The sequence below is a fragment of the Acuticoccus sp. genome (assembly GCF_965213555.1).
In the GTDB taxonomy this organism is placed as follows: domain Bacteria; phylum Pseudomonadota; class Alphaproteobacteria; order Rhizobiales; family Amorphaceae; genus Acuticoccus.
The window spans coordinates 3,086,933-3,110,090 of sequence record NZ_OZ243890.1 but is presented as its reverse complement, the minus strand read 5'-3'; the positions used below and the strand labels follow the sequence as shown (position 1 = coordinate 3,110,090).

18 protein-coding genes are annotated in these 23,158 nt (G+C 70.4%); 11 read left to right on the top strand and 7 right to left on the bottom strand.

Features of this window, described 5'->3' with window-relative positions; translation table 11 throughout:
- Nucleotides 1–31 precede the first annotated feature (31 nt).
- The 4 genes from ACOOE8_RS14665 to ACOOE8_RS14650 are packed head-to-tail and all read left to right on the top strand — an operon-like array spanning nt 32 to nt 6,453.
- The gene (locus tag ACOOE8_RS14665; protein ID WP_420392173.1) at nt 32–2,026 is read left to right on the top strand and encodes a TRAP transporter permease; all 1,995 of its coding nucleotides are present in this window, start codon (nt 32–34) and stop codon (nt 2,024–2,026) included.
- A 60-nt stretch (nt 2,027–2,086) separates the two neighbouring features.
- On the top strand, nt 2,087–4,171 hold the full coding sequence (locus ACOOE8_RS14660) for a 3-hydroxyacyl-CoA dehydrogenase NAD-binding domain-containing protein (RefSeq protein WP_420392172.1): 2,085 nt from the start codon (nt 2,087–2,089) through the stop codon (nt 4,169–4,171).
- A 3-nt stretch (nt 4,172–4,174) separates the two neighbouring features.
- Entirely contained in the window at nt 4,175–5,362 is a 1,188-nt protein-coding gene (locus ACOOE8_RS14655; RefSeq protein ID WP_420392171.1) for an acyl-CoA dehydrogenase family protein, read from the top strand.
- Nucleotides 5,363–5,379: 17 nt separating this feature from the next.
- Nucleotides 5,380–6,453 (top strand): acyl-CoA dehydrogenase family protein, encoded by a 1,074-nt coding sequence (locus ACOOE8_RS14650; protein ID WP_420392170.1) that lies wholly within the window; start codon nt 5,380–5,382, stop codon nt 6,451–6,453.
- Between the two features lie 696 nt (nt 6,454–7,149).
- Here ACOOE8_RS14650 and ACOOE8_RS14645 read toward each other — a convergent pair.
- From ACOOE8_RS14645 to ACOOE8_RS14635, 3 genes are all read right to left on the bottom strand, one after another.
- Nucleotides 7,150–7,995 carry an ABC transporter permease gene (locus tag ACOOE8_RS14645; protein ID WP_420392169.1) on the bottom strand — a complete coding sequence of 282 codons (846 nt, stop codon included), beginning with the start codon at nt 7,993–7,995 and terminating at the stop codon, nt 7,150–7,152.
- Entirely contained in the window at nt 7,995–9,281 is a 1,287-nt protein-coding gene (locus ACOOE8_RS14640) for an ABC transporter permease (RefSeq protein WP_420392168.1), read from the bottom strand. Before ACOOE8_RS14640 ends, ACOOE8_RS14645 begins: the two co-directional genes overlap by 1 nt.
- 91 nt (nt 9,282–9,372) lie before the next feature.
- The gene (locus ACOOE8_RS14635; RefSeq protein ID WP_420392167.1) at nt 9,373–10,461 is read right to left on the bottom strand and encodes an ABC transporter substrate-binding protein; all 1,089 of its coding nucleotides are present in this window, start codon (nt 10,459–10,461) and stop codon (nt 9,373–9,375) included.
- 549 nt (nt 10,462–11,010) lie between these two features.
- On the opposite strand from ACOOE8_RS14635, the gene ACOOE8_RS14630 reads away from it, so the two are divergent.
- Nucleotides 11,011–11,277 (top strand): hypothetical protein, encoded by a 267-nt coding sequence (locus ACOOE8_RS14630; RefSeq protein WP_420392166.1) that lies wholly within the window; start codon nt 11,011–11,013, stop codon nt 11,275–11,277.
- Nucleotides 11,278–11,510: 233 nt separating this feature from the next.
- On the opposite strand, the gene ACOOE8_RS14625 is transcribed toward ACOOE8_RS14630, so the two are convergent.
- A complete protein-coding gene (locus ACOOE8_RS14625; RefSeq protein WP_420392165.1) occupies nt 11,511–12,626 on the bottom strand; it encodes an ABC transporter ATP-binding protein in 1,116 nt (371 codons plus the stop codon).
- Between the two features lie 325 nt (nt 12,627–12,951).
- On the opposite strand from ACOOE8_RS14625, the gene ACOOE8_RS14620 reads away from it, so the two are divergent.
- Genes ACOOE8_RS14620 through ACOOE8_RS14605 form a run of 4 tightly spaced genes read left to right on the top strand, consistent with a single transcriptional unit; the run spans nt 12,952 to nt 16,317 of the window.
- The gene (locus ACOOE8_RS14620) at nt 12,952–13,965 is read left to right on the top strand and encodes an acyl-CoA dehydrogenase (RefSeq protein ID WP_420392164.1); all 1,014 of its coding nucleotides are present in this window, start codon (nt 12,952–12,954) and stop codon (nt 13,963–13,965) included.
- Entirely contained in the window at nt 13,962–14,687 is a 726-nt protein-coding gene (locus tag ACOOE8_RS14615; RefSeq protein ID WP_420392163.1) for a PIG-L deacetylase family protein, read from the top strand. The genes ACOOE8_RS14620 and ACOOE8_RS14615 overlap by 4 nt, the downstream gene beginning before the upstream one ends.
- Nucleotides 14,684–15,247: a class I SAM-dependent methyltransferase gene (locus ACOOE8_RS14610; protein WP_420392162.1), complete on the top strand. Its 564-nt coding sequence runs from the start codon at nt 14,684–14,686 to the stop codon at nt 15,245–15,247. Before ACOOE8_RS14615 ends, ACOOE8_RS14610 begins: the two co-directional genes overlap by 4 nt.
- A complete protein-coding gene (locus tag ACOOE8_RS14605) occupies nt 15,244–16,317 on the top strand; it encodes a glycosyltransferase (protein ID WP_420392161.1) in 1,074 nt (357 codons plus the stop codon). The genes ACOOE8_RS14610 and ACOOE8_RS14605 overlap by 4 nt, the downstream gene beginning before the upstream one ends.
- Nucleotides 16,318–16,361: 44 nt before the next feature.
- On the opposite strand, the gene ACOOE8_RS14600 is transcribed toward ACOOE8_RS14605, so the two are convergent.
- Together ACOOE8_RS14600 and typA are read right to left on the bottom strand one after the other, a co-directional pair.
- Nucleotides 16,362–17,303 carry a DUF4142 domain-containing protein gene (locus ACOOE8_RS14600; RefSeq protein ID WP_420392160.1) on the bottom strand — a complete coding sequence of 314 codons (942 nt, stop codon included), beginning with the start codon at nt 17,301–17,303 and terminating at the stop codon, nt 16,362–16,364.
- A gap of 134 nt (nt 17,304–17,437) precedes the next feature.
- Nucleotides 17,438–19,288 (bottom strand): translational GTPase TypA, encoded by a 1,851-nt coding sequence (typA, locus tag ACOOE8_RS14595; RefSeq protein ID WP_420392159.1) that lies wholly within the window; start codon nt 19,286–19,288, stop codon nt 17,438–17,440.
- A gap of 174 nt (nt 19,289–19,462) precedes the next feature.
- Here typA and ACOOE8_RS14590 point away from each other — a divergent pair, with 174 nt between their 5' ends.
- Together ACOOE8_RS14590 and ACOOE8_RS14585 are read left to right on the top strand one after the other, a co-directional pair.
- The gene (locus ACOOE8_RS14590; RefSeq protein WP_420392158.1) at nt 19,463–20,002 is read left to right on the top strand and encodes a PRC-barrel domain-containing protein; all 540 of its coding nucleotides are present in this window, start codon (nt 19,463–19,465) and stop codon (nt 20,000–20,002) included.
- 84 nt (nt 20,003–20,086) lie between these two features.
- Nucleotides 20,087–21,304, top strand: coding sequence for a Gfo/Idh/MocA family protein (locus ACOOE8_RS14585; RefSeq protein WP_420392157.1), 1,218 nt, complete (start codon nt 20,087–20,089; stop codon nt 21,302–21,304).
- 73 nt (nt 21,305–21,377) lie between these two features.
- On the opposite strand, the gene ACOOE8_RS14580 is transcribed toward ACOOE8_RS14585, so the two are convergent.
- Nucleotides 21,378–23,144, bottom strand: coding sequence for an acyl-CoA dehydrogenase (locus ACOOE8_RS14580; protein WP_420392156.1), 1,767 nt, complete (start codon nt 23,142–23,144; stop codon nt 21,378–21,380).
- Between the last annotated feature and the right edge of the window lie 14 nt (nt 23,145–23,158).

The window sequence follows — 23,158 nt, the reverse complement described above, 5'->3', positions numbered from 1 at the left end:
GGTGCGCGCCCCTCCTCCATTCGAGGCGTAGGTGACCAAAACCGCGACCCCCACCGACGTGGACACGTCCTTCCAAGCCGCCCATCCGGAGGTCATCGACCCCGCGAAGTCGGTCTCACCAGCGGCGCGCGTGGTCATCATGATCGGCACCGCCGCGGGCCTGTGCCTCGTCGTCTACCAGCTGTTCAACCTCGCCTGGTTCGGCGTGCTCATCGAGCAGCGCTACCTCTACGCGCTCGCCGGGCTCTTCCTTGCCATCGCCTTCCTGGTCTTCCGCATCAACGGGAGGAAGGGCGGGGCACCGTCCGTCCTCGATTGGCTGCTCGCTGGAGGTGCCTTCGTCACTGCGGGCTACCTCGTCTGGACGGCGGACACCAACCTTGCGGAGGCATGGGAGTACGCCGCGCCACCGACGGCGCAGTGGATCGCCATCGCCTTCTTCGTCCACGTCCTTGAGGCGACGCGCCGGGCCGGGGGCTGGGTGCTCTTCTTCATCGTGACGCTGTTCGCGTTCTACCCGACCTTCGCCTCGCACGTGCCTGACCCGTTCTCCGGCTTCCAGAGCCCGCCGATCGAGGCGCTGCCCTACCACATCTTCTCCTCGGAGGCCGCGTTCGGCATCCCGATGAACGCCTTCGGCAGCCTCGTGATCGGCTTCATCGTGTTCGGCGCCGTCCTGCAGCGGACCGGCGGGGGACAGTTCTTCAACGACCTCGCGATGGCGCTCGTCGGGCACTACCGCGGCGGCGCGGCGAAGGTGTCGATCTTCGCCTCCGGCTTCATGGGGTCGATGTCGGGCTCGGTGATCTCCAACGTGCTGACCACCGGCGCGGTGTCGATCCCAGCCATGAAGCGCACCGGCTTCTCGGCCCACAAGGCCGCCGCGACGGAGGCATGCGCCTCCACCGGTGGCGTCCTGATGCCGCCCATCATGGGAGCGACGGCCTTCGTCATGGCCTCGTTCCTGTCGCGCCCCTACATCGAGATCGCGATCGCCGCCGCGATCCCCTCGCTCCTGTTCTACTTCGGCCTGTTCGTCCAGATCGACGCCTACGCCGGGCGCAAGCGGCTCGCAGGCATCCCCCTGCCCGACCTGCCGCGCATCCTGGCGACGCTGAAGAGCGGCTGGCTCTACATCGGAGTGTTCGCGCTCCTCATCGCGCTCATGGTCGGTTGGCGGCTCGAGACCACGGCGCCGTTCTACGCGACGCTCCTCCTCCTCGTGGTCAACCAGGTCCTGCACTCGCACCGACTGACCTTGAAGGGCCTCGGCGAGCTCATCGTCGGGGTCGGCGCGGCCCTCGCCGAGCTCGTCGCGGTGCTCCTCGGCGTCGGGCTCATCGTCGGCGCGTTCTCCGCCACGGGCCTCGCCGGCACCCTCGTCAACGAGCTCATCTTCATCGCTGGGGACAACACGTTCGTCCTCCTCCTGATGGGCGCTGCCACCGCGTTCGTCTTCGGCATGGGGATGACGGTGACGGCGTGCTACATCTTCCTCGCTGTCGTCCTCGCGCCGGCGCTCGAGGCGGGCGGGCTCAACCAGCTCGCGGTGCACCTGTTCATCCTCTACTGGGGCATGGTCTCCTTCATCACGCCGCCGGTGGCGCTCGGTGCGTTCGCCGCGGCGACGCTCGCCGGCTCCAACGCCATGCGCACCGGGCTCGAGGCGATGCGGCTCGGTAGCGTCATCTACATCGTGCCGTTCTTCTTCGTGCTGAACCCGGCGCTCATCGGCGAGGGCTCGGCGGTGGAGGTGACGGTGACCCTCGCGACCGCCCTCCTTGGAGTGGGATTCATCTCCATGGCGCTGCAGGGCTACGTGAGCTTCGCCGGTCCGCTGACGGGATGGGACGGGCTCCTGATGCGCGCGCTCCTCCTCGCCGGCGGGTTGTTCTTCGCCGTCCCCACCATCGAGGGGCTGGGGCTCAACCACCTCGAGCTTTCGGCGATCGGGCTCGCGCTGTGCGCCGTTCCCGTCCTCCGCGCGATGCGCGCCGGGCGCACCGCCGCCCCGTCCCCCGCATGACCCGCGCCCCGACGGGCGCGCAACACGGCGCGCCGAGCGCCGACAACAACGAGGTCCACGATGACTGAGAACGCGGTGATCGTCGAACGCGAGGGCCCCGTCGGCCTCCTCGCCTTCAACAACCCTCCGGTGAACGCCGCATCGCAGGCGCTGCGCCAAGGGCTCGCCGACGGCCTCGACGAGCTCGGCCGCGACGACGCGGTGAAGGTCATCGCGCTCTACGGCCGCGGCCGCACCTTCGTGGCCGGTGCCGACATCCGCGAGTTCGGCAAGCCACGCCAGGGGCCAAACCTCAACGAGCTCATCAACGGCATGGAGGCGTCACAGAAGCCGGTGATCGCCGTCATGCACGGCAACGCGCTCGGCGGCGGGCTCGAGATCGCGCTCGGCGCCCACGCCCGCGTCGCCATCGAGGGGCTGACGGTGGGACTTCCGGAGGTCACCCTCGGAATCCTGCCGGGCGCCGGCGGCACCCAGCGCGCGCCGCGCCTCGCCGGCATCGACGCGGCGCTCGAGCTGATCCCGACGGGCAAGCGCATCGACGCCCACGAGGCCGAGCGCCTCGGCCTCGTGGACCGCGTCACGACGGGCGAGCCACGCGAGGTCGCCCTCGCGGCGGCGAAGGAGGTGCTGGATGGCACGCTCGCCACCCGGCGGACCCGTGACATCAAGGTGGAGGTCGACCAGGCTGTCATCGACGCGGCGCTCGCCAAGGCGGACGCCAAGCAGGGTCAGCTTTTCGCTCCCCAGCAGTGCATCCGCGCCGTCGCGGCGTCCGCGATGCCCCTCGAGGACGGGCTGAAGCGCGAGGCCGAGCTCTTCGCCGAGTGCATGGAGCACCCGCAGCGTGCGGCGCTCATCCACGCCTTCTTCGCCGAGCGCGCGGTGGCGAAGATCCCGGAGAAGGACGCGACGCCGCGCGAGGTCGCGAGCCTTGCCGTCATCGGCGGCGGCACCATGGGCTCGGGCATCTCCACCGCCGCGCTGATGGCGGGCGTACCCGTCACCATGATGGAGCGGGACGAGGCGGCGGCCGCCAAGGGTCGCGCCACCATCGAGAAGAACCTCGCCGGCGCGGTGAAGCGCGGCAAGCTGAGCCAGGAGAAGCACGACAAGGCGGTGGCCTCGCTCACCACCACGACCGACGTCGCCGACGTCGGTCAGGCGGACATGGTCATCGAGGCCGTGTTCGAGGACATGGACGTCAAGAAGGAGATGTTCGCCAAGCTCGACGGCGTCATGAAGGACGGCGCGGTGCTCGCCACCAACACCTCCTACCTCGACATCAACGAGATCGCCGCCGAGACCAAGCGTCCGGCCGACGTCATCGGCCTGCACTTCTTCTCGCCCGCCCACGTCATGCGGCTCCTCGAGATCGTGGTGGCGGACGAGACGGCACCGGAGGTCACGGCGACCGGCTTCGCCCTCGCCAAGCGCATGGGCAAGGTGGGCGTGCGAGCCGGCGTGTGCGACGGTTTCATCGGCAACCGCATCCTGTCGTCCTACAAGAAGGTGGTCGAGTACATCATGCTCGACGGCGCGTCGCCGGCCGAGATCGACGGCGCGCTGGAGGACTTCGGTTTCGCCATGGGCCCGTTCGCGGTCAGCGACCTCGCGGGGCTCGACATCGGCTACATGACGAGGAAGCGCCTCGCGAAGACCCGCTCCAACCGTGAGCGCTACGTCACCGTCGCCGACCGCATCTGCGAACAGGGCTGGTACGGGCGCAAGACCGGCCGCGGCTACTACGAGTACGAGGACGGCGCAGCGCGCAAGCCGAACCCCGAGGTCGACACGATCATCGCCGAGGAGCGCGAGAAGGCCGGCGTCACGCCGAAGTCGTTCAGCGGCGAGGAGATCGTCGACCGGGTGATGACGGCGATGATCGCGGAGAGCACGCGCGTGCTCGAGGAGGGCATCGCGCAAAGGCCCGTCGACATCGACGCGGTCTACCTGTTCGGCTACGGCTTTCCGCGCTTCCGTGGTGGCCCCATGTTCTACGCCGACACGGTCGGCGTCGGCGAGCTGAAGAGCCGCATCGAGCAGTACGCCGAGGAGGACGACTACTTCTGGCGCGTGCCGGACCTCCTCGCCAAGATGGACGGGGACGGGACGACGTTCGCAGCAATGAACGAGGGGCGCTGATCCATGGACATCTCCTACTCCGACGCCGACCTCGCCTTCCGCGACGAGGTCCGCACATTCCTCGCCGAGAAGCTTCCGCGCGACATCGCCGACAAGGTGCGCACCGGCAAGACGCTCACCAAGGAGGACTACGAGCGCTGGCACGCCGTGCTCAACGAGCGCGGCTGGCTCGCGATGAACTGGCCGAAGGAGTACGGCGGCGCGGACTGGACCCCGGTCCAGCGCCACATCTTCGAGGAGGAGGCGGCGCGCGCCTCCGCCCCGCGGATCGTCGCGTTCGGCCTCCACATGCTCGGTCCCGTCGTGATGAAGTTCGGCTCGGAGGAGCAGAAGCGCGAGATCCTGCCGCGCATCCTCGACGGTACGGACTGGTGGTGCCAGGGCTACTCCGAGCCCGGCGCCGGCTCCGACCTTGCCTCGCTGAAGACGCGGGCCGAGCGCGACGGCGACCACTACGTGGTCAACGGCCAGAAGACGTGGACGACGCTCGGCCAGCACGCCGACAAGATCTTCTGCCTGGTGCGCACCAAGTTCGACGGCAAGCCGCAGGAGGGCATCTCCTTCCTCCTCATGGACCTCGACACGCCCGGCATCGAGATGCGGCCCATCCGCCTCATCGAGGGGGGCGTCGAGGTCAACGAGGTGTTCTTCACCGACGTTCGCGTCCCCGTGTCGAACCTCGTCGGCGAGGAGAACATGGGGTGGACGATCGCGAAGTTCCTGCTCACCCACGAGCGCACGAACATCGCCGGCGTCGGCTTCTCGGTGCAGGCCTTCGAGCAGCTGAAGGGCTTCGCGAAGGAGCAGCGCCGCGGCGGCAAGCGGCTCATCGACAACCCGCTGTTCGCGGCACGCCTGTCGGAGATCGAGATCGACCTCGAGGCGATGAAGATCACCAACCTTCGGATGCTTTCGGACGCCCAGAAGAACGGCTCGCCCGGCCCCGAATCTTCGATGCTGAAGATCAAGGGCACGGTGATCCGCCAGGCGCTGAACGACCTGTCGCGCCGCGCACTCGGCCCGGCCGCCGCGCCGTTCCCCTCCGAGGACCTCGAGGGCAACGAGGCGCTGGTGCCCCCCGAGCAGGCGCACCAGGCCGCGCGCTACTTCAACAACCGCAAGATCTCCATCTTCGGCGGCTCCAACGAGATCCAGCGCAACATCCTCACCAAGGCCGTGCTGGGCCTCTGACCGGAAGGCGCTGAACGATGGACTTCGAGGTCTCCGACGACCGGCGGATGCTCTCCGACACCCTGACGCGGTGGCTCGCGTCGGACTACCCGATCGACCACCGCAACAAGGTCGCCTACACCGAGCCGTACCACGACCCTCAGAAGTGGGCCGAGCTCGCCGAGCTCGGCGCGTTGATGGCGTTGGCGGACGAGGCCCACGGCGGCTTCGGCGGCAGGGGCTACGACGTGATGACGGTGTTCGATGCGCTGGGGCGGGGCCTCTGCCCTGAGCCGGTGCTGCCCGCCCTCATGGCGGTGCGCGTCCTGTCCGCCGCCGGCGAGGACCTCGAGGCGCTCGTGTCCGGCGCCACGCGCTACGCCGTCGGGATCGGCGAGCTCGCCGCGCCCTACACCCTCGACGGCATCGAGACCGAGGCGACCCCGTCCGGCGACGAGTGGCGCGTCACCGGACGCAAGAGCGTCGTTTACGGCGGGATCGGCGCGGATCGCATCCTGGTCGCGGCGAAGCACGGCGGGACGCTCGGCGTTTATGAGGTGGACGGGACGCGCGCGCGCATCACCGGCTTCGGCATGATCGACGGCGGGCCGGCCGCCGAGGTGTTCCTGGAGGGCACGCCCGCGCGCCAAGTCATGGGGGACGGCACGGCCGCGCTGCAGGACGCGCTCGACTGGGGCGCGCTCGCGCTGTGCGCCGAGGCCGTCGGCGCCATGGACGTCACCAAGGACACGCTGCTCGACTACCTCAAGCAGCGCAAGCAGTTCGGCAAGCGCATCGGCGACTTCCAGGTGTTGCAGCACCGCACCGTGGACCTCGCCATCGAGATCGAGCAGGCGCGATCGATCACCATCCTCGCCGCGAGCCGCATGGGCGAGGTGGATCAGTCACGCACCGCGTCGATGGCGAAGAACCTCATCGGCCGCGCCGCCCGCCTGGTGTCGGAGGAGACGATCCAGATGCACGGTGGCATCGCGATGACGTGGGAGTACCCCGTCTCGCACTACGCCAAGCGGCTGGTGATGCTGGACGGGCAGCTCGGCGACACGGACTACCACCTGGAGCGGGTGATGGCCGAGCACATGGCCGCCTGACCGCGTCCCCGCCGGCGGTGCGTCGCCGAACAGGGTTGAGGCGGGCGCCCCGCCGGCAGGAGGGTGCCGACGCGGCGGTAGCCGTGGGCGCGAATACGGCACCGCCAGCTCCCGCATCAGGGCCAGGACAGGCGCGTCCTGCCCTCCCTCCGCGAGCGGTGGTGCAGCGCCGAACGGGCGGCACCGAACAGCGTGGAGGCCCTACGACCACAATGGCACGCTGCCCGACAATAGCTTGTGGAACGAGACCGGCTTGCGCCGTTCGATCCGCTCGACGAGCGCAGCGCGAACCACAACGACGAGGATGGCTGCGTCGATCACCCGGTTCGCAGCGGCGACCCCAGGATCATCGGCGCTCCGCTCAGCTCCGACCAGTGGGTCGTGACACCCCCTTCCGACGCCCGTGCCAGCGTCGTGGATCGCACCGGACGACTTCGATCTCGAAGTCACGCTCGAACACGAAAGCACCCTGGGTCTTCCGAGACCCAGACAAGATGCTCTAGCTCGTTTGTCGACGTCCTCGTCCCACGAAGCTCGCCGACATTAGGTTGTGGGTGCAGGTGCGCAGTCCACGGCCTAGCCTTCCCGCCAACGAGCACTCGACGCCATCGCCATCAGAACGAAGGTCTGCCCATCCATAAACCAACGTTGGGTCGTCGATCCGAGCCTGCGGCCCTGTTCCGTGGCTCCCGACTGTCAGGTGCCGGTGCGGTTGCGCTCCGTGCGGCGGCGCATGGCCTCCATGAACGTGAGGAGGAGGATCGACAGGATGACGAGGATCGTGGCGAGCGCCAGGATCGTCGGGCTGATCTCCTCGCGAAGCGAACCGAACATCTGCACCGTCATCGGCTGCTGGCGCGGCCCGGCCAGGAACAGGGCGACCACCACCTCGTCGAGGGAGGTGATGAAGGCGAACAGCGCGCCGGCGACGATGCCGGGGGCGAGCAGCGGCAGGATCACCCTGAAGAACGTGGTGAAGAGGTTCGCGCCGAGGGACTGGGACGCGCGTACGAGCTGGTTGTCGAAGCCCGACAGCGCCGCCGTCACCGTGATCACCACGAAGGGCGCGCCGAGCACCACGTGGCTCATGATGATAGAGAAGTACGTCTGCGACAGGTTCGCCCGTGCGTAGAACGAGAACAGCGCCGCCGCGGTGATGATGAGCGGCACGATCATCGGCGAGATCAGGAACGCGGTGATGGCGGCGCGGGCCGGCATCTCTCGGCGCGACAGGCCGAGCGCGGCGAGCGTGCCGAGCGTCGTCGCGATCGCCGCGGAGACCGTGGCGATGAAGAACGAGTTCTCGATGGAGCGCAGCCACTCGCGGCTGGTGAGAAGGTCGCGGTACCAGCGCAGCGACCAGCCCGCGGGATCCAGCGTCAGCATCGCCTCGGTGAAGGTGAAGTAGGGCGTGGCGTTGAACGACAGCGGGATGATGACGATGATCGGCGCCACCAGGAACACGAAGATCGCCGTGCAGGTGACGAGGTACGCAATCCGCCAGGCGCGCTCCAGCGGCGACGTGTGCGCGGGGAGCGCCATCAGCCGAACTTCAGCCGCTCGACGCCCACCAGCCTGTTGAACAGCCAGTAGAGCACGAGGACGCCGACGAGGAGGATGGTGGACAGCGCGAGCGCGAGGCGCAGCTGCGCGAGCGAGCCCGTCATCCGGTCGGCGATGAGGTTCGAGATGAAGACGCCGGACTCCCCGCCCACCAGCGCGGGCGTAATGTAGTACCCGATGGCGAGGATGAAGACGAGGAGCACGCCCGCCGCGAGCCCCGGCACGGTGAGCGGCAGGTAGACGGTGAGGTGCGCCCGCAGCGGTGTCGCGCCCATGGAGCGGGCCGCTCGCGTGAGGCTCGGCGGGATGGTCTTCATCACCGAGTAGAGCGGCAGGATCATGAACGGCAGCAGGATGTGCGTCATCGCCACGATGGTGCCGATGCGGTTGTAGATCATGCGGATGCGCCCGTCCTCGCCGATGATGCCGAGTGCCACGAGCAGGTCGTTGAGCACGCCCTCCTGCTGCAGCAGCACGATCCACGCGGACGTGCGCACCAAGAGCGAGGTCCAGAACGGCAGGAGGACGAGGATGAGGAGGAGGTTCGCCCGCGCCGGCGGGAGCGTCGCGATGAGGTGCGCCACGGGGTAGCCAAGGAGGATGGTGAGCGTCGTGATGAGCGCGCTCATCCAGGCGGTCTGCCAGAAGATCGCTCGGTAGACCTGCAGCTCCGGCGGCCGTGGCACGACCTCGCCGTCCGCGTTGTACTCGTAGTCGATCGCGCGCAGGTAGTAGGCGGGCGTCAGGGTCCGCGACTCGCGCTGGATGAGACGCCACAGTTGCGGGTCCGCCCAGTCGTCGTCGTCCTCGAGGAGGGCGGACTTGTAGGGTGCGACGAACTCGTCGGAGCCCCGCATCGCTCCCATCATGGTGGAGCGCACCCCCGGCAGCTCCGCGTTCAGCCGCGCAGCGACCCGGCCGATGGTCGCCCTGCCTCCAGCCTCGAGGTCGGCGACCATTGCGGCGAACACCGGCTCGTCGGGCAGACCCTCGCCGTCCCACCCCGCGATCGCGTCCGCGGTGTTGGGCAGGTAGCTCGCGACCTCGGGGTTCATCACCGAGCGAGCCATCATCTGCACGATCGGGACGATGTAGGTGAGGAGGAGGAAGGCGAACAGCGGCAGGACAAGGAGCATCGCGTTGCGCCGCGCCCGGCCGTTGGCGCGGCGCAGCGCCGTCTTCAGCGGCTTGCCGTCCGCGGTGGTGAGCGGCACCGCCGCCTCGCGCATCGCGCCGGCGCCGGCGCCGGCGGCAACGTCAGTCACGACGGATCGCCTGGGTGAGAAGGGCGCTCAAGGCAGGTCCTTGCGAGAAGCCCGCCGGCGGGCAAGCGCCGGCAGGCAACGGGACTGCAACCTACGACGACAGCCAGGCGTTGAAGCGCTCCTCCAGCGCGTCGCCATAGTCGGCCCAGAACTCGACGTTGAAGCGGATCGCGTCCTCGAAGTTCGAGGGTTCGGTCGGCATGTGCGGCTTCATGTCGACGCCCGTCTCGGCGTGCGTTGAGACGAGCGGCGTCGAGGACTGACGCGCCGGCGCATAGGCGATGTACTTCGCCTGGTCGGCGAGGCGCTGGGTGTCGGTGGCGAAGCGCAGGAACTCCTTGGCCGCCTGCTCCTGGGGATTGTCGACGGGGATCACGTAGCCGTCCGCCTCGAACATCGCGGCGTCCCAGATGATCTCGAAGGGCTGGTCCTCGTTGACCTGCGCGTTGAAGATGCGCCCGTTGTAGGCGCTCGCGATGGTCGCCTCACCGTCGGCCAAGAGCTGCGGCGGCTGCGCGCCGGCGTCCCACCAGATGATGTTGTCCTTCAGCTCATCGAGCTTGGCGAAGGCGCGGTCCTGGCCTTCCTGGGTGGCGAGTTCGTCGTAGACCTCGTCAGGCGCGACGCCGTCCGCGATGAGCGCCCATTCGAGGTTCTTCTGGGGGATCTTCTCGAGCGCACGGGTGCCGGGGAAGCGCTCGGTGTCCCACACGTCCGCCACGCTCTGCGGGCCGCCCTCTGGGAAGGCCTCCTCGTTGTAGGCGAACAGCGTCGAGTAGAGGATCGTCGGCACGAAGCAGTCGCCGAGCGTGTTTTCGATGAAGTCCTCGGACGCGGGCGTGCCGTCAGGCGCTGGCGAGAGCATCTCGTCGTGCTCGATCTCGAGGAGGAGCCCCTCGTCACAGGCGCGCTGTGCGTCGGATTGGAGCATGTCGACGACGTCCCAGGAGACGTTGCCGGCCTCCACCTGCGACCTGATCCCCGCGAGCGCCTGGTTGGACTTGTCCTCCTCGAGGATGCGCGTCCCGGTCTGTTCGGTGAACGGTTCGTGGTAGGCCTTGCGCTGGCTTTCGGAGTACGCACCACCCCACGAGACGACGTTCAACGGGTCGTCCTGTGCAACGGCGCTGCCGAGCACGAGCGCGGACACCGCGGTGGTCATGACAAACGTTCTGATCAAGTTGGCTCTCCCCTGAACATTCTTCTTCGACGTCGAGCATCAGCGACACAGCACACGAGTGCAATGCCAAGGGGCTGCCGCTCGGTTGCCTACGCATCGAAGTGAGCAAACATCATGCCGCCTCGCCGCGCGTTCGTTGAAGACGTCGATGAGGCGCTATCGTAGCCCGGCGTTGCGACCGCCGACAAGCCGAACGCGTCGGTGGGCGGCGACCCGCTTCGGCGTCCGTCATCGCCCGTTCACCGCGACCCAGCGCTGCGTTCATGGCGAGCCTCACTGCGCGTCGTGGCTTGGTCGACCGCGCGACCGGTCGCGCGCATCATGCTGCGCTCCGTTGAACGGACGGCGGAGGAACGACCGTGTTCCAAGTTGAGACGGCGGCGCTCGGCCCTCGCGACCGCCCCGTGGGCGTCCCCATCGAGGCGGCGCGCCACGGCGAAGTTGGCCTTTTGCCAGGGCTCACCGGCGGCGGCCGCGACCGCCCGTTCGCCCTCCTCGTCTGCTGTGGGCTCGCCCAAGCGGCCACCGCCGCGTGCAGGGCCGGGGCGATTGGGCGATCCGCACGAGCATCGACGGCGCTCAGGAGCAGCCTTCCAACTCGTCGCCGCGGGGCTCGCCGTGTGCGACGCCCTCGCCGCGGCGCTGCGCGTCGTCGAGCGGCGACTGTCGGAGGACATGGGGCAGGCTGACGTCGGTGCGTTGCGGATGCACCTCCTGCGAGCGGGGGAAGGGCTGACCGTGCGCGCGCTGGCGCGCTGGCGGCGCGGTGCGCTCGTCCTGCGCCACACCGGGAACCTTGCTGCCAAGCACGGTTGAGTGGGACGCGGGCTCGCACGCGTCCCCGTCGCTGGGAAGACCTTGCCGCGCGCGGACCGCCCGCAACGCGGCTGGACCCGTCCGCCCCGCCGATGCGGTCCCTCCGCGAAGTCCCCGACTGACCCCGGGCGCGCCCGCACGCACCCAGACCTTCGCCCCTCGCACGGCGACGCGCATCCGCGGTCCGGCTGGGAGCGGCAGGAGCGCCCTCCTCATGGCGCTCGCTCGCACAGTTAGGCCGGGACGGGGTCGAGCGCGTGGCAGTCGCTTGCCGCCCAGCCGACGGCGACGCTGGCGCCCTCGGCAAGATCCGCACGTCCGCTGCGGTTCGGCACCTTGACGATGAAGTGGTCGTTCCCCTCCACCGTTAGGCGGGCGCGCAGTGTCTCCCCGAGGTAGATGAGTTCCTCCACACGGCCGTTCAGCACCGTGTCCCCCTCGCCGCCCAATGTCACCCTCTCGGGCCGCAGCGACAGCGTCGTGCGCGCGCCCTCCCCTTCCACGTTCACCGGATGGGCGCGCACCGTGGCGCCGGTGTCGAGCGTGACCTCGCAGGTGCCCCCCTCGAGGCGCGACACGCGGCCCGACAGCTTGTTGTTCTCGCCGATGAACTGCGCGACGAACGAGTTCGCCGGGTGCTCGTAAAGCTCGGCCGGCGGCGACAGCTGCTGGATGATGCCGTCGTTGAACACCGCCACGCGGTCCGACATCGTGAGCGCCTCGGTCTGGTCGTGCGTCACGTAGACGACGGTGACGCCGAGGTTCTCGTGGATGTGCTTGATCTCGTACTGCATCTGCTCGCGCAGCTGCTTGTCGAGGGCGCCCAGCGGCTCGTCCATGAGGACGAGGTTCGGCTCGAACACGAGCGCGCGGGCGACCGCGACGCGCTGCTGCTGCCCGCCGGAGAGCTGCGCCGGCCGCCGCCCGCTGAAGCCGGAGAGCTCCACCATGGCGAGCGCGCGCTCCACCCGTTCCCTGATCTCGGACCGGGCCATGCCGCGCACCCTCAGCGGGTAGGCGAGGTTCTCCCCCACCGTCATGTGCGGGAACAGCGCGTAGTTCTGGAACACCATGCCGATGCCGCGCTTGTGCGGTGGCAACTGCCCGATGGGCCGACCGTCGAGGAAGATCTCGCCGTGGGTGGGGGGCTCGAACCCGGCGAGCATCATGAGGCACGTCGTCTTGCCCGAGCCGGAGGGCCCGAGCATCGTCAGGAACTCGCCCGGTTCGATGTCGAGGTTGAGGTCCTTCACCACGAGCGTCTCGCCGTCGTAGCTCTTCTGCACGGCGTCGAACCGGACGGCAGCGCCGGTGCCGGGGGACGGTGTGGTCTTCAGGGCGGCCTCCATGTTGCGCTGCGACATACGGCACGCGCGGGCCGCGAGCGTCAAGGCGGCCCGCACGCGCGGGCCGCGAGCGTCAGGCGACTTGGTAAGCGGGACGAGGGGTGCGTGGGAATGTCCTCTGCCGCCCCGGAACGCCACCACGGATCGCTCCGTTGCCTTCAGACGCGGCGGCACTGGCGCCGTCGGGGGAGGCGGCCCGGTGGCGATGGACGGCGTTCCAGTGACAACCCTCATGCAAGAACCTCCGGCACCGACGGCAGGCCGCCTCCCGCTCCCCTTGCGGACCGCCCTCGCCGACGCGGCCGACGAGGAGGACCGCACTGGGACGATGTCCCGTTCCCTGACGCTCCTCGCTGGGGCGGGCTGGTTCGTGAAGGCGTTGCCAAGGACCTATTGCGGGGTCGGCCTCGGGCGCGGTGGTGTGACGGCGCGCGACGGCGTCGACGCGTTCGTCGCGCTCGGCGAGGCGAACCTGTCGCTCGCTCGCATCTTCGAGGGGCACGTCAACGCCGTCGGCCTCGTGCTGCGCCACGCCGATGATGCCGTGCGTCAACTCCTGGCCGACGCGATCCATGCGGGCGCGGTGGTGGGCGTCTGGGGCGCCGACGGCGACCGGCCGCTCGCCTGGGACCCGTCGGCGAACGCGTTGGCCGGCGTCAAGCGCTACGCGTCGGGCCTCGGTGTGGTCACCCACGCGCTGGCGCCTTGCCGCGACGGCGAGGCCTGCCAGCTCGTTCTCGCCGACGTCGGCGATCCCGCCCGCGCCGACGCGGCCGCCTGGGCCATGGCAGGGATGCGGGCGACCGCCTCCGGCACCTACGTGTTCGACGGGATGGGTCACGACCGGCTGTCGTTCGTCGGGCCGCCGGACGTCTACACCGTCGAGCCGACCTTCCTCGGCGGGGTCTGGCGCATCGCGGCGGTGACGCTTGGCGGCGTGTTCGCCCTCATGGAGGCGGTCCGCGCGACGCTCGCCGAACGCGGCCGACTGGACCACCCGGCGCAGCTCGCGCGGCTCGGCCCCGTCGTGTGGCGCGCTGCCGCCGTGCGCGAGGCCACCGTGCGCGCCGCCGCCTGCGCCGAGGGGGATGAGGGGGCGCGCGCGCCGGAGCGCGCCGTCGCCCTGTCCGTCGCGGCGCGCCTCATGGCCGAGGAGGTGGGCATGGAGGCGATCGCTGCGGTGGAGCGCTCCGTCGGCCTCGAGCACTTCGCGGATGGTGCCCGCACCGGGCGCATCGCCCGCGACCTGTCCACGTACATGCGTCAGGCGATGCCGGACGCGCTGCTCCAGCGCGCCGCGGCCCACATGCTGATGGGCGACATGCGGCTTGCCGAGTTGTGAGCTTCGACGCCCTCGCCGCGGCGGCGCGGCCGACCTCCGCCGCGGCCATCGCCGCCGGTCGGCCGGTCGTGGTGCTCGCGCCGCATCCTGACGACGAGACACTCGGCTGCGGCGCGCTCCTCGCTGAGGCGTTCGCAGGGGCCGGTGCCCACGTCGTATGCGTCACCGACGGCGCACGCTCCCACCCCGCCTCGCGTCGCTACCCCGCGGAGCGCCTGGCGGCGGTGCGCGCCGCAGAGCTCGACGAGGCGGTACGACGGCTCGGCGGCACCCCGCGCGACGTGACGCGGCTCGGCTGCCCGGACTGTGCCGTCCCCGCGCCTTGCGATGCCGACGCGCTGGTCGGCGCCGTCGCCACCCTTTGCGAGCGCCTCGGCGCCACGACGCTCGTCGCCACCAGCGCCGCCGACCCGCACTGCGACCACGTCGCGACGGAGGCGCTCGCGCGCGCCGTCCAGCGCAGGGTGCCCGGCCTTGCGCTCTACCTCTACGCGGTGTGGGCGCGCTGGCGGGCTGACGCCGACCTGTCGTCCCTTGCCCCGCTCGCCGGAGTCCGCCTGCCGTCGGGACGCTGGCGCACGGTCCGCGCGCACGCGCTCGCGGCGCACCGCAGCCAGCTCGGCCTCGTGGTGACGGACGACCCCACCGGCTTCACGCTGCCGGCCGCGATGGTCGATGCGCTGATGGCCTCCGACGACGTCCTCTTCGAGGTGCCGGCGTGAGCGCGGCAAGCCTGACCGACCTCACGGCGATCTACGCCACCTCGCCGGACCCGTGGCAGTTCCGCACCTCGCCCTACGAGAGGGCAAAGTTCGTCGCCACCCTCGAGGCGCTCGCCCGGCCGACGTACGGCGCCATCCTGGAGGTCGGCTGCGGCAACGGCGAGCTCGGCCGGCTCCTGCGCCGGCGCTGCGAGCGCTACGTCGGCCTCGATGCGGTGGCGAGCGCGCTGGACGAGGCGCGCCGCGCCGTGCCCGACGGGGAGTTCGTCGAGGCCTACCTGCCGGGGCCGCTGCCGGACGGTGCGTTCGACGCGGTCGTCCTGTCGGAGATCCTCTACTTCCTGGACGCGGACGGCATCGGGACCCTCACCCGCGAGATCGCCGGCCGTTGGCCCGGCGCCGAAGTCCTCGCGGTGCACTACCGGCCGTGCGAGACCGGCCTGACCGGCGACGCGGCGGTGGCGATCGCAGCTGCCGCCCTCACACCGACGTTCGGTCATGAACCGGTCGCGATGACCGACGCCTACCGCATCGACCGCTTCGTCGCGGCCCAGCGGTGACGCCGCTCGTCCCGCTCGATGCGGTCGCCATCGACCTCTTCGGGGCGACGCGGTTCGCTGCGGCGATCGTCGTGCCGGCGCGCGATGAGGCGGAAGGCATCGGCGCGCTGGTCGCCTCGCTGGCGGCGCAGCAGGGTGCAGCGCCCTTCCTCACCGTCATCGTGGTCAACGGCTCGCGCGATGCGACCTTCGCGCTCGCCGTCGCGGCGCTACGCGGCGCACGCCTGCCCCACATCATCCTCGACGCGGCGGTCGGCGAGGGCGGTGTCGGCGCGGCTCGTCGGCTGGGCGCCGAGGCGGCGCGTCCCCTGGCGCCCAACGCTGCGATCCTGTTCACCGACGCCGACTGCGTGCTCGACCACCGCTTCGTCTCCGCCGCCCTCGCCCACCTGAGGCACGCCGACGCGGTCTGCGGGCTGGCCGCGCTGTCGGACGCCGACGAGGCCGGCCTGACGCTCCTCTCGCCGTGGGCGAGGCATGAGGCGATCTATGGCGGGCTTTGCCGTGCGGTCGCCGCCCGGATCGACCCCGAGCAGTGTCAGGGTGACGAGCACGACCAGACCGGGGGCGCGGCCCTTGCCGTGCGACGCAGGACCTACGACGCGGTGGGGGGCTTCACGGCGCTGCCGTTCGGCGAGGATGGCGACCTCGTGGGCCGGTGCGTCGCAGCGGGGTTCCGCATCGTCCGGAAGTCGGACATGCGCGTCCTCACATCGGCGCGCACCGTCGGCCGCACGCCCTACGGGATGGCGACGACGCTGGCGGAACGAGCGACCGAGGTCGATCCCGTCGCCGACCGCGCGCTGGAACCGTTCGGGGCGATGGTGCGCCGCGCCGCTGCACGCGCGCGTTGCCGCGAGCTGACGTTGCGCGGCGCCTCCCTCGCATCGCTGGCCCGGCGCTTCGCCGTGCCGCCCGCAGAGGTCATCCATCTCGACAGATCACACAGCTTCGGTGCCGCCTGGTCGCACCTCGAACGTCACAGCCCGCACCTTGCCCGCACGGCGCTGCGCTTCAGCGCGCTGGGCAACGAGATCGCAGCGGCCGAGCGCTGGATGGCCGCCGGCTGAGCGTGCCGCTGCCGCGGGATCAGTCGGAGAGGTCGGTCACGATCTCAATACGCCACGTCGTGGTGCGCCATTCCGGTCTTGAAGCCATCCTCGGCTGCGGCCACGATCGCGGGATCGGTCCCGTTGTGGGCGGTGTACTCGATCCGCTTGTACCAGTTGTCGTGGAAGACCACCTGCGTCTGCATGTAGGCGAGGTCGAGGAGCTCGTCCGGCATTGCCTGCAACCGCTCCAGCACGGCGCGCTCGAGCGGTCCGGGCTGCTCGAGGGGAGCCACATCCTTGGATCGCGCGATCTCGGCCAGCGCGTCGTAGGAGGCGCCGTGATCCCGCACCATCTTCTGAGCAAACGCGCGGACGCGCTCGTCCTGCGCGCGGTCGAGCACCATCTCGCCCAGCGCCACCTGGGCGAGGTCGAGGTTCATCGTGAACGTCAGCAGGGAGCTGTCGTCCGGGTGCGGTCCGGGGGGAAGGTCGTCCTCCCGCGGCGTGGCGAGGTCGAGCGTGCGCTCCCAGCGCGCTTCCGCCGGCGCGGCGGCCGCCTCGGCCGCCTGCACGATGGGCGCCTCGGTGGCATGACGCGCGGTGCGGCGGTGGACCCACTGCTCGGTGTAGAGCGCTGGCTCTTCGCCGGCGAGATAGGACGCGTCGAACGCCGCGCCCGACAGGCCTTCCAGCTCGTCCAGCCGCTGCTGCGTCACCGGGTCGAGCGCAGTGACCAGCTCGACGTCGCGGGCGTCGGCGAGCTCTTCAACCGCGTCGAGCGTGGTGCGGTAGTGCTCCAGGAGGTCGCTCGCGAGCGCCTGGACTGGCTCCGCCCCCGCCTTCTCGACGGCAAGCTCGTTGATCGCCACCTGGGACGCAGCGAAGGCGGCGGCCTGAAGGAGCCACGCGCGGTCTTCGGCGTGGGGCGGCGGGAACTGAGCGCTCGCGGTCCCGGCTGCAACTGCGAGCCCCGCCACGGCGAGGAGGCGCATGATCTGACGCATCAGGGTCGTCTCCTTTTGTATGGGTTGGCGGATCCGATCCAACCTTGTCGGCCAGACCGTGCCGCCACCTTCAACCAGCACGTGCTCCGGTCCGATTTCGTGCGTCATAGTGCACATCGGTCGTGCGGGAAAGCTCAGGCGTCCTCGGTGCGTCGCTCGGCCTTCTTGCGCTCGTTGGGGTCGAGGTGGACCTTGCGCAGGCGCACGTTCTGCGGCGTCACCTCCACGAGCTCGGCATCGGTGATGTAGGCGAGCGCCCGCTCCAGGCTCATGCGGATGGGCGGCGTCAGCTTCACGGCGTCGTCCTTGCCGGCGGAGCGGATGTTGGTGAGCTGCTTGCCCTTCAGCACGTTGACCTCGAGGTCGTTGCCGCGGGTGTGCTCGCCGATGATCATGCCGCGGTAGACCTTGACGCCGGGGTCGATGAACATCGGGCCGCGGTCCTCGAGGTTCCACATGGCGTAGGCGACGGACTCGCCGTCCCCGTTGGAGATGAGCACGCCGGTGTGGCGCATGGGGATCGGCCCCTTGTGCGGCACGTAGTCGTGGAACACGCGGTTCAGGATGCCGCTGCCACGCGTGTCGGACAACAGCTCGCCCTGGTAGCCGATCAGCCCTCTTGTCGGCGCATGCAGGACGATGCGCGTGCGGCCCGCGCCGGAGGGGATCATCTCCACGAGGTCGGCCTTGCGCTCCGACAGCTTGGAGATGACCGTGCCGGAATGCTCGTCGTCGACGTCGATGGTGACCTCCTCGATGGGCTCCAGCGTCGCTCCGTCCTCGGCCTGGCGCATGACGACCTGGGGGCGCGAGACGCCGATCTCAAAGCCCTCCCGTCGCATCGTCTCGATGAGGATGCCGAGCTGCAGCTCGCCACGGCCCGCCACCTGGTAGGCCTCGCCGGCCTCCGTCTCGGTGATGCGCAGCGCGACGTTGCCCTCCGCCTCGCGCAGCAGGCGGTCGCGGATGACGCGGGACTGAACCTTGTCGCCCTCGGTGCCGGCGAGCGGCGAATCGTTGACCCGGAAGGTCATCGCGAGCGTCGGCGGGTCGATCGGCTGGGCCGGGATCGGCTCGGTGACGGAGGGGGCAGCGAGGGTGTCGGCGACGGTCGCCTTCACCAGCCCGGCGAGCGCCACGATGTCGCCGGCGCGGCCCTCCTCGATGGGCGCACGCTCCAGCCCGCGGAAGGCAAGCACCTTGGACACGCGGCCCTGCTCCACGAGGGCGCCGTCGCGCGACAGCGCCTTGACCGTCTGGTTCGGTCGCACGGTGCCGGACGTGATCCGGCCGGTCAGGATCCGCCCGAGGAAGGGGTCCGCCTCGATGGTGGTGGCGAGCATGGCGAACTCACCGGCGTGCACCGTCGGAGCCGGCACGTGCGCGACGATGAGGTCGAGGAGCGGCGCCATCGTTTCGGAGGCGCCGGCCTCGGGCGTCGCGGCCATCCAGCCCTGCTTGGCCGAACCGTACACGATGGGGAAGTCGAGCTGCGCGTCGGTCGCGCCGAGCGCGTCGAACAGGTCGAACACCTCGTTGACGACCTCGGTGTGGCGTTCCTCGGCCTTGTCGATCTTGTTGACCGCGACGATCGGCCGAAGCCCCATCTTGAGCGCCTTGCCGACGACGAACTTGGTCTGCGGCATCGGCCCCTCGGCGGCGTCCACGAGGACCACCGCGCCATCGACCATGTTGAGGATGCGCTCCACCTCACCACCGAAGTCGGCATGACCGGGGGTATCGACGATGTTGATGCGCGTCGGCACGCTCGCCTCGCTCTGCCACTCCACCGACGTCACCTTGGCGAGGATGGTGATCCCGCGCTCCTTCTCGAGCACGTTGGAATCCATGGCGCGCTCGGCGACGCGCTGGTTCTCGCGGAACGCGCCGGACTGGCGCAGGAGCACGTCGATCAGCGTGGTCTTGCCGTGGTCGACGTGCGCGATGATCGCGACGTTGCGCAGCGCGCGGGGTGCGGTGGTCATGGGCGGCCGATGCATCAGGGGACGGCGCCCTAGTGCCATGTTGCGCCGACGTGCGCCAGCGCCGTGCGCGCGCGGCACAGATGCATCCGCGCGGCCTTGGAGCTGAAAAGCGAACAGCGGGCGATGCTTCGGCGTTCTCCCAACGAACGATGGAACGAACCCAAGGAGCTTGCCATGACCGATCCCCACTCCCCGATCCGGCGCCTCGCGCGCACAGCCTCGATCGCCGCGCTCCTCGTCCCGCTCGCGGCAGGCGGGGCGCTCGCCCAGGTCGTCATCGAGCGCGAGGAGCCCGAGGAGACCGCGCCGAACGTCGTCATCATCGAGGAGGGGGCGGACGCGCGCGAGGCCGATCGCGAGGACAACGTCGTCATCGACACCCCGGCCGGCGCGGTGCCCGACGTCGACTTCAGCGAGCTGGTCGAGATCGACGAGGACTTCGTGCTGCCGCGGCTCAACCTGCCCGTCTACGCCCTCGACGACTACGACATCGTCGACCGCAACGGTGAGGACGTCGGCGAGATCGAGAAGGTGCTCGGCCCCAACGAGAACACCGCGACGATGATCGTGGTGGAGTTCGACGGGCCGGGCTTCCTGTTCGACCACGACGTGCCGCGCCTCGTCGACCTCAACGACGTGACCATCGAGGGCGACAACCTCGTCATCGACATCGCCGAGGACGAGGTGCGCCGCCTCACCGTCTACGAGGACTGACCGGCTGCGGCGGCCGCGCGCAGCGCCAGGAACGGGCCATTGCAGGCGACGTTGCCCCGTCGATCGCAACGATGAGGAGGGCTCATGGCCACGAGCACACGCCGCACGTTCCTGAAGGCGACCGCGGTCGGCGCGGGCGCCACCCTCGCGGGCCCGGCGCTCGCCCAGCTCGGCAACGGCGCCGAGGTGCCGGTAGGGGACATCCCGAACCGGCCGGTCGGCCGCCCCATGCCGGCGCTCACCATCGACCCGCCGCTGCCGCCCTCCGAGCGCCTCGGCTGGGCGATCTGCGGCGTCGGCAACTTCGCGCAGAACCGGATGATCCCGGCGATCGGCCGCTCCTCGCGCGCCAAGCTGGCTGGGCTGATCTCCGGCAACCGCGACAAGGCGCTGTCGGTCGCCGAGCGCTACGGCGTGACGGGCGACGCGATCTACGACTACGCGATGGAGGGCCTCGCCGAGGACGAGCGCATCGCGGTCGTCTACGTCATCACGCCGAATGGCCTGCACGCGGAGAACGCGGTGCGCGCCTTCGAGGCCGGCAAGCACGTCATGTGCGAGAAGCCGATGGCGAACTCCCCGGCGGAGTGCCAGCGCATCATCGACGCCGCCCGTGCGGCGGACCGCAAGCTGATGATCGCCTACCGCGCGCACTTCGAGCCGCACAACGTGGCGGCCAAGGCCCTCATCGACGGCGGCGCGCTCGGCGAGGTGTGGTACGCGACCTCGAGCCATCACCGGCCGCTCGACCCCTCCATGCCGCGCGACCAGTGGCGCATGCTGAAGGACCTCGCCGGCGGCGGCTCGCTGCCCGACATCGGCATCTACGCGCTGAACGGCATCATCGACTTTTTCGGCGAGACGCCGTCGCGGCTGGTGGCGAACACCTTCGCGCCGCCGGGCGATCCGCGCTTCGGCGAGGTGGAGGCGATCGCGCAGGCGCAGATGATCTTCCCATCCGGCCGTCGCGCGGACATCTCGTCGGGCTACATCGCGTCGGAGAACAGGTTCGCGCTGATCGGCTCGGAGGCCACTGCGGAGCTCGATCCGGCGACGTCCTACGAGGGGAACCGTCTGATGGTGCACCGGGCGGAGGGCTCGCACACGCTGGCCGCGGGCCAGTCGATCACGCAGTTCCCGGCCGAGGTGGACCACTTCTGCCAGGCGATCACCGAGGACACGCCCATCAAGACGCCGGGCGAGATGGGCCTGCGCGACGTGCGCCTCATCGAGGCGATCTACCGCTCGGCCGCCGAGCGGCGCTGGGTCGACCTCAACCCGGACGGGACGATGGCGAGCTGAGCCAGCGACCCGCCGTGGCGACGGCTGAGAAAAGGGACGCCGTGCCCCGGCGCGGCGTCCCGGCGTCGATCCGTCAGCCCGCGAGACGCTCCGGCGTCGCAGCGAGGACGTCGGCCGCGCCGTCCACCGCGCTGATCGCCAGCGCCGGGACCGTCGACACCTGCGCATCGGCGAAGAAGCGGGCGAGGCCGGCCCGCGCCTCGGCCGACCCGTTCGACTGCAGCGCGGACGTGACGAGGTAGGCGCCGCCCGCGGTGAGCCCCAGCGCGCGGAGGAACGGGCTCGCGCCGGCGAGCGCGCGGTCCACCTCCCCGGACGCCAGGGCGCCGCGCAGCGCGTCGGCGGCGCGCTCCACCGCGTCGATCGCCTCGTCGAGCCGTCGCGCCGCGCCGGCGAGCTGCAGCTCGTTGGCGCCGCGCGCCGCGTCGGCCACCTCGCGCAGCTCGCCGAGGTAGGCGGCGAGCGCCGCGCCGTCCTCCATCACGATCTTGCGGCGGACGAGGTCGATGGCCTGGATGCCGTTCGTCCCCTCGTAGATCGGGAAGATGCGGGCGTCGCGGTAGTGCTGCGCGGCGCCGGTCTCCTCGATGAAGCCCATACCGCCGTGGACCTGGACGCCCAGGGAGGCGACCTCGACGCCCACGTCGGTGGCGAACGCCTTGGCGACCGGGGTCAACAGGTCCGCGCGTGACTTCCAGAACGCGGCGTCGGGCTTGCCTGGCCGGCCGCGGTCGATGGCGACGGCGCAGGCGTAGCAGATCGCGCGGGCCGCCCGGGTGAACGCTTGGCATGTGAGGAGCATGCGCTTGACGTCCGGGTGGTGCGCGATGGGCGCCATCCCCCCCTCGCTCCAGGAGCCGGCACGGCCCTGCCGGCGCTCGAACGCGTAGGCCAGCGCCTGCTGCGTGGCCCGCTCGGCGATGGCCGCGCCCTGCATCCCCACCTGGACGCGCGCGTTGTTCATCATCGTGAACATCGCCGCGAGCCCCCGGTTCGGCTCGCCGACGAGCCAGCCCACCGCCCCCTCGCCCCCCGCGCCGTAGGCCATCGTGCAGGTGGGCGACCCGTTGATCCCGAGCTTGTGCTCGAGGCCGACCACCTCGACGTCGTTGCGCGCGCCGAGCGAGCCGTCCTCGTTCACGAGCACCTTCGGCACGAGGAACAGGGAGATGCCGCGCGTCCCCTCCGGCGCGTCCGGCAGGCGAGCGAGGACGAGGTGGATGATGTTGTCGGTGAGGTCGTGCTCGCCGTAGGTGATGTAGATCTTCTGCCCGAACAGGCGGAACCGGTCGCCGTCGGGCTCGGCCTTCGTCTTCAGGTCGCCGAGGTCGGAGCCCGACTGGGGCTCGGTGAGGTTCATCGTGCCGGACCACTCGCCGGAGATCATCTTGGGCAGGTAGCGCGCCTTGAGCTCGTCCGTGGCGTGGGCCTGGATCGCCTCCACCGCGCCGATGGTGAGGAGCGGGTTGAGCGCGAACGCCGCGTTCGCCTGGTTGAAGATGTCGGTGAGCGCGACCTGCAGCGCCATGGGCAGGGCTTGCCCGCCCCATGCCTCCTCGCCGGTGAGCGAGCCCCAGCCGCCGTCCACCCAGGCGCGGTAGGCCTCACGCCAGCCGGGGGGCGTGGTGACGGTCGCGCCCTCGCGCACGGGGTGGTTGCGGTCGCCCACGCTGTTCAGCGGGGCGAGCGCGTCCTCGGCGAACCGCGCCGCCTCGGTGAGGATCGCGCGCACGTCGTCCGCGCCGAGCCCCTCGACGGCGCCCGCGTCCCGCGCCGCGGACAGCCCGGCGACGGTCTCCAAGGTGAACACGAGCTCGTCGACGGCGGCGGTGTACGTCATCCCAACTCCCCCTA

What these genes read in the sequence shown, in the direction of transcription:
- ACOOE8_RS14650 (WP_420392170.1), top strand. Translation starts at nt 5,380, where the DNA reads ATGGACTTCGAGGTCTCCGACGACCGGCGGATGCTCTCCGACACCCTG.
- typA (WP_420392159.1), bottom strand. Translation starts at nt 19,288, where the DNA reads ATGACCACCGCACCCCGCGCGCTGCGCAACGTCGCGATCATCGCGCAC.
- ACOOE8_RS14585 (WP_420392157.1), top strand. Translation starts at nt 20,087, where the DNA reads ATGGCCACGAGCACACGCCGCACGTTCCTGAAGGCGACCGCGGTCGGC.
- ACOOE8_RS14620 (WP_420392164.1), top strand. Translation starts at nt 12,952, where the DNA reads ATGTCCCGTTCCCTGACGCTCCTCGCTGGGGCGGGCTGGTTCGTGAAG.
- ACOOE8_RS14645 (WP_420392169.1), bottom strand. Translation starts at nt 7,995, where the DNA reads ATGGCGCTCCCCGCGCACACGTCGCCGCTGGAGCGCGCCTGGCGGATT.
- ACOOE8_RS14660 (WP_420392172.1), top strand. Translation starts at nt 2,087, where the DNA reads ATGACTGAGAACGCGGTGATCGTCGAACGCGAGGGCCCCGTCGGCCTC.
- ACOOE8_RS14655 (WP_420392171.1), top strand. Translation starts at nt 4,175, where the DNA reads ATGGACATCTCCTACTCCGACGCCGACCTCGCCTTCCGCGACGAGGTC.
- ACOOE8_RS14600 (WP_420392160.1), bottom strand. Translation starts at nt 17,303, where the DNA reads ATGCGTCAGATCATGCGCCTCCTCGCCGTGGCGGGGCTCGCAGTTGCA.
- ACOOE8_RS14625 (WP_420392165.1), bottom strand. Translation starts at nt 12,626, where the DNA reads ATGGAGGCCGCCCTGAAGACCACACCGTCCCCCGGCACCGGCGCTGCC.
- ACOOE8_RS14590 (WP_420392158.1), top strand. Translation starts at nt 19,463, where the DNA reads ATGACCGATCCCCACTCCCCGATCCGGCGCCTCGCGCGCACAGCCTCG.
- ACOOE8_RS14580 (WP_420392156.1), bottom strand. Translation starts at nt 23,144, where the DNA reads ATGACGTACACCGCCGCCGTCGACGAGCTCGTGTTCACCTTGGAGACC.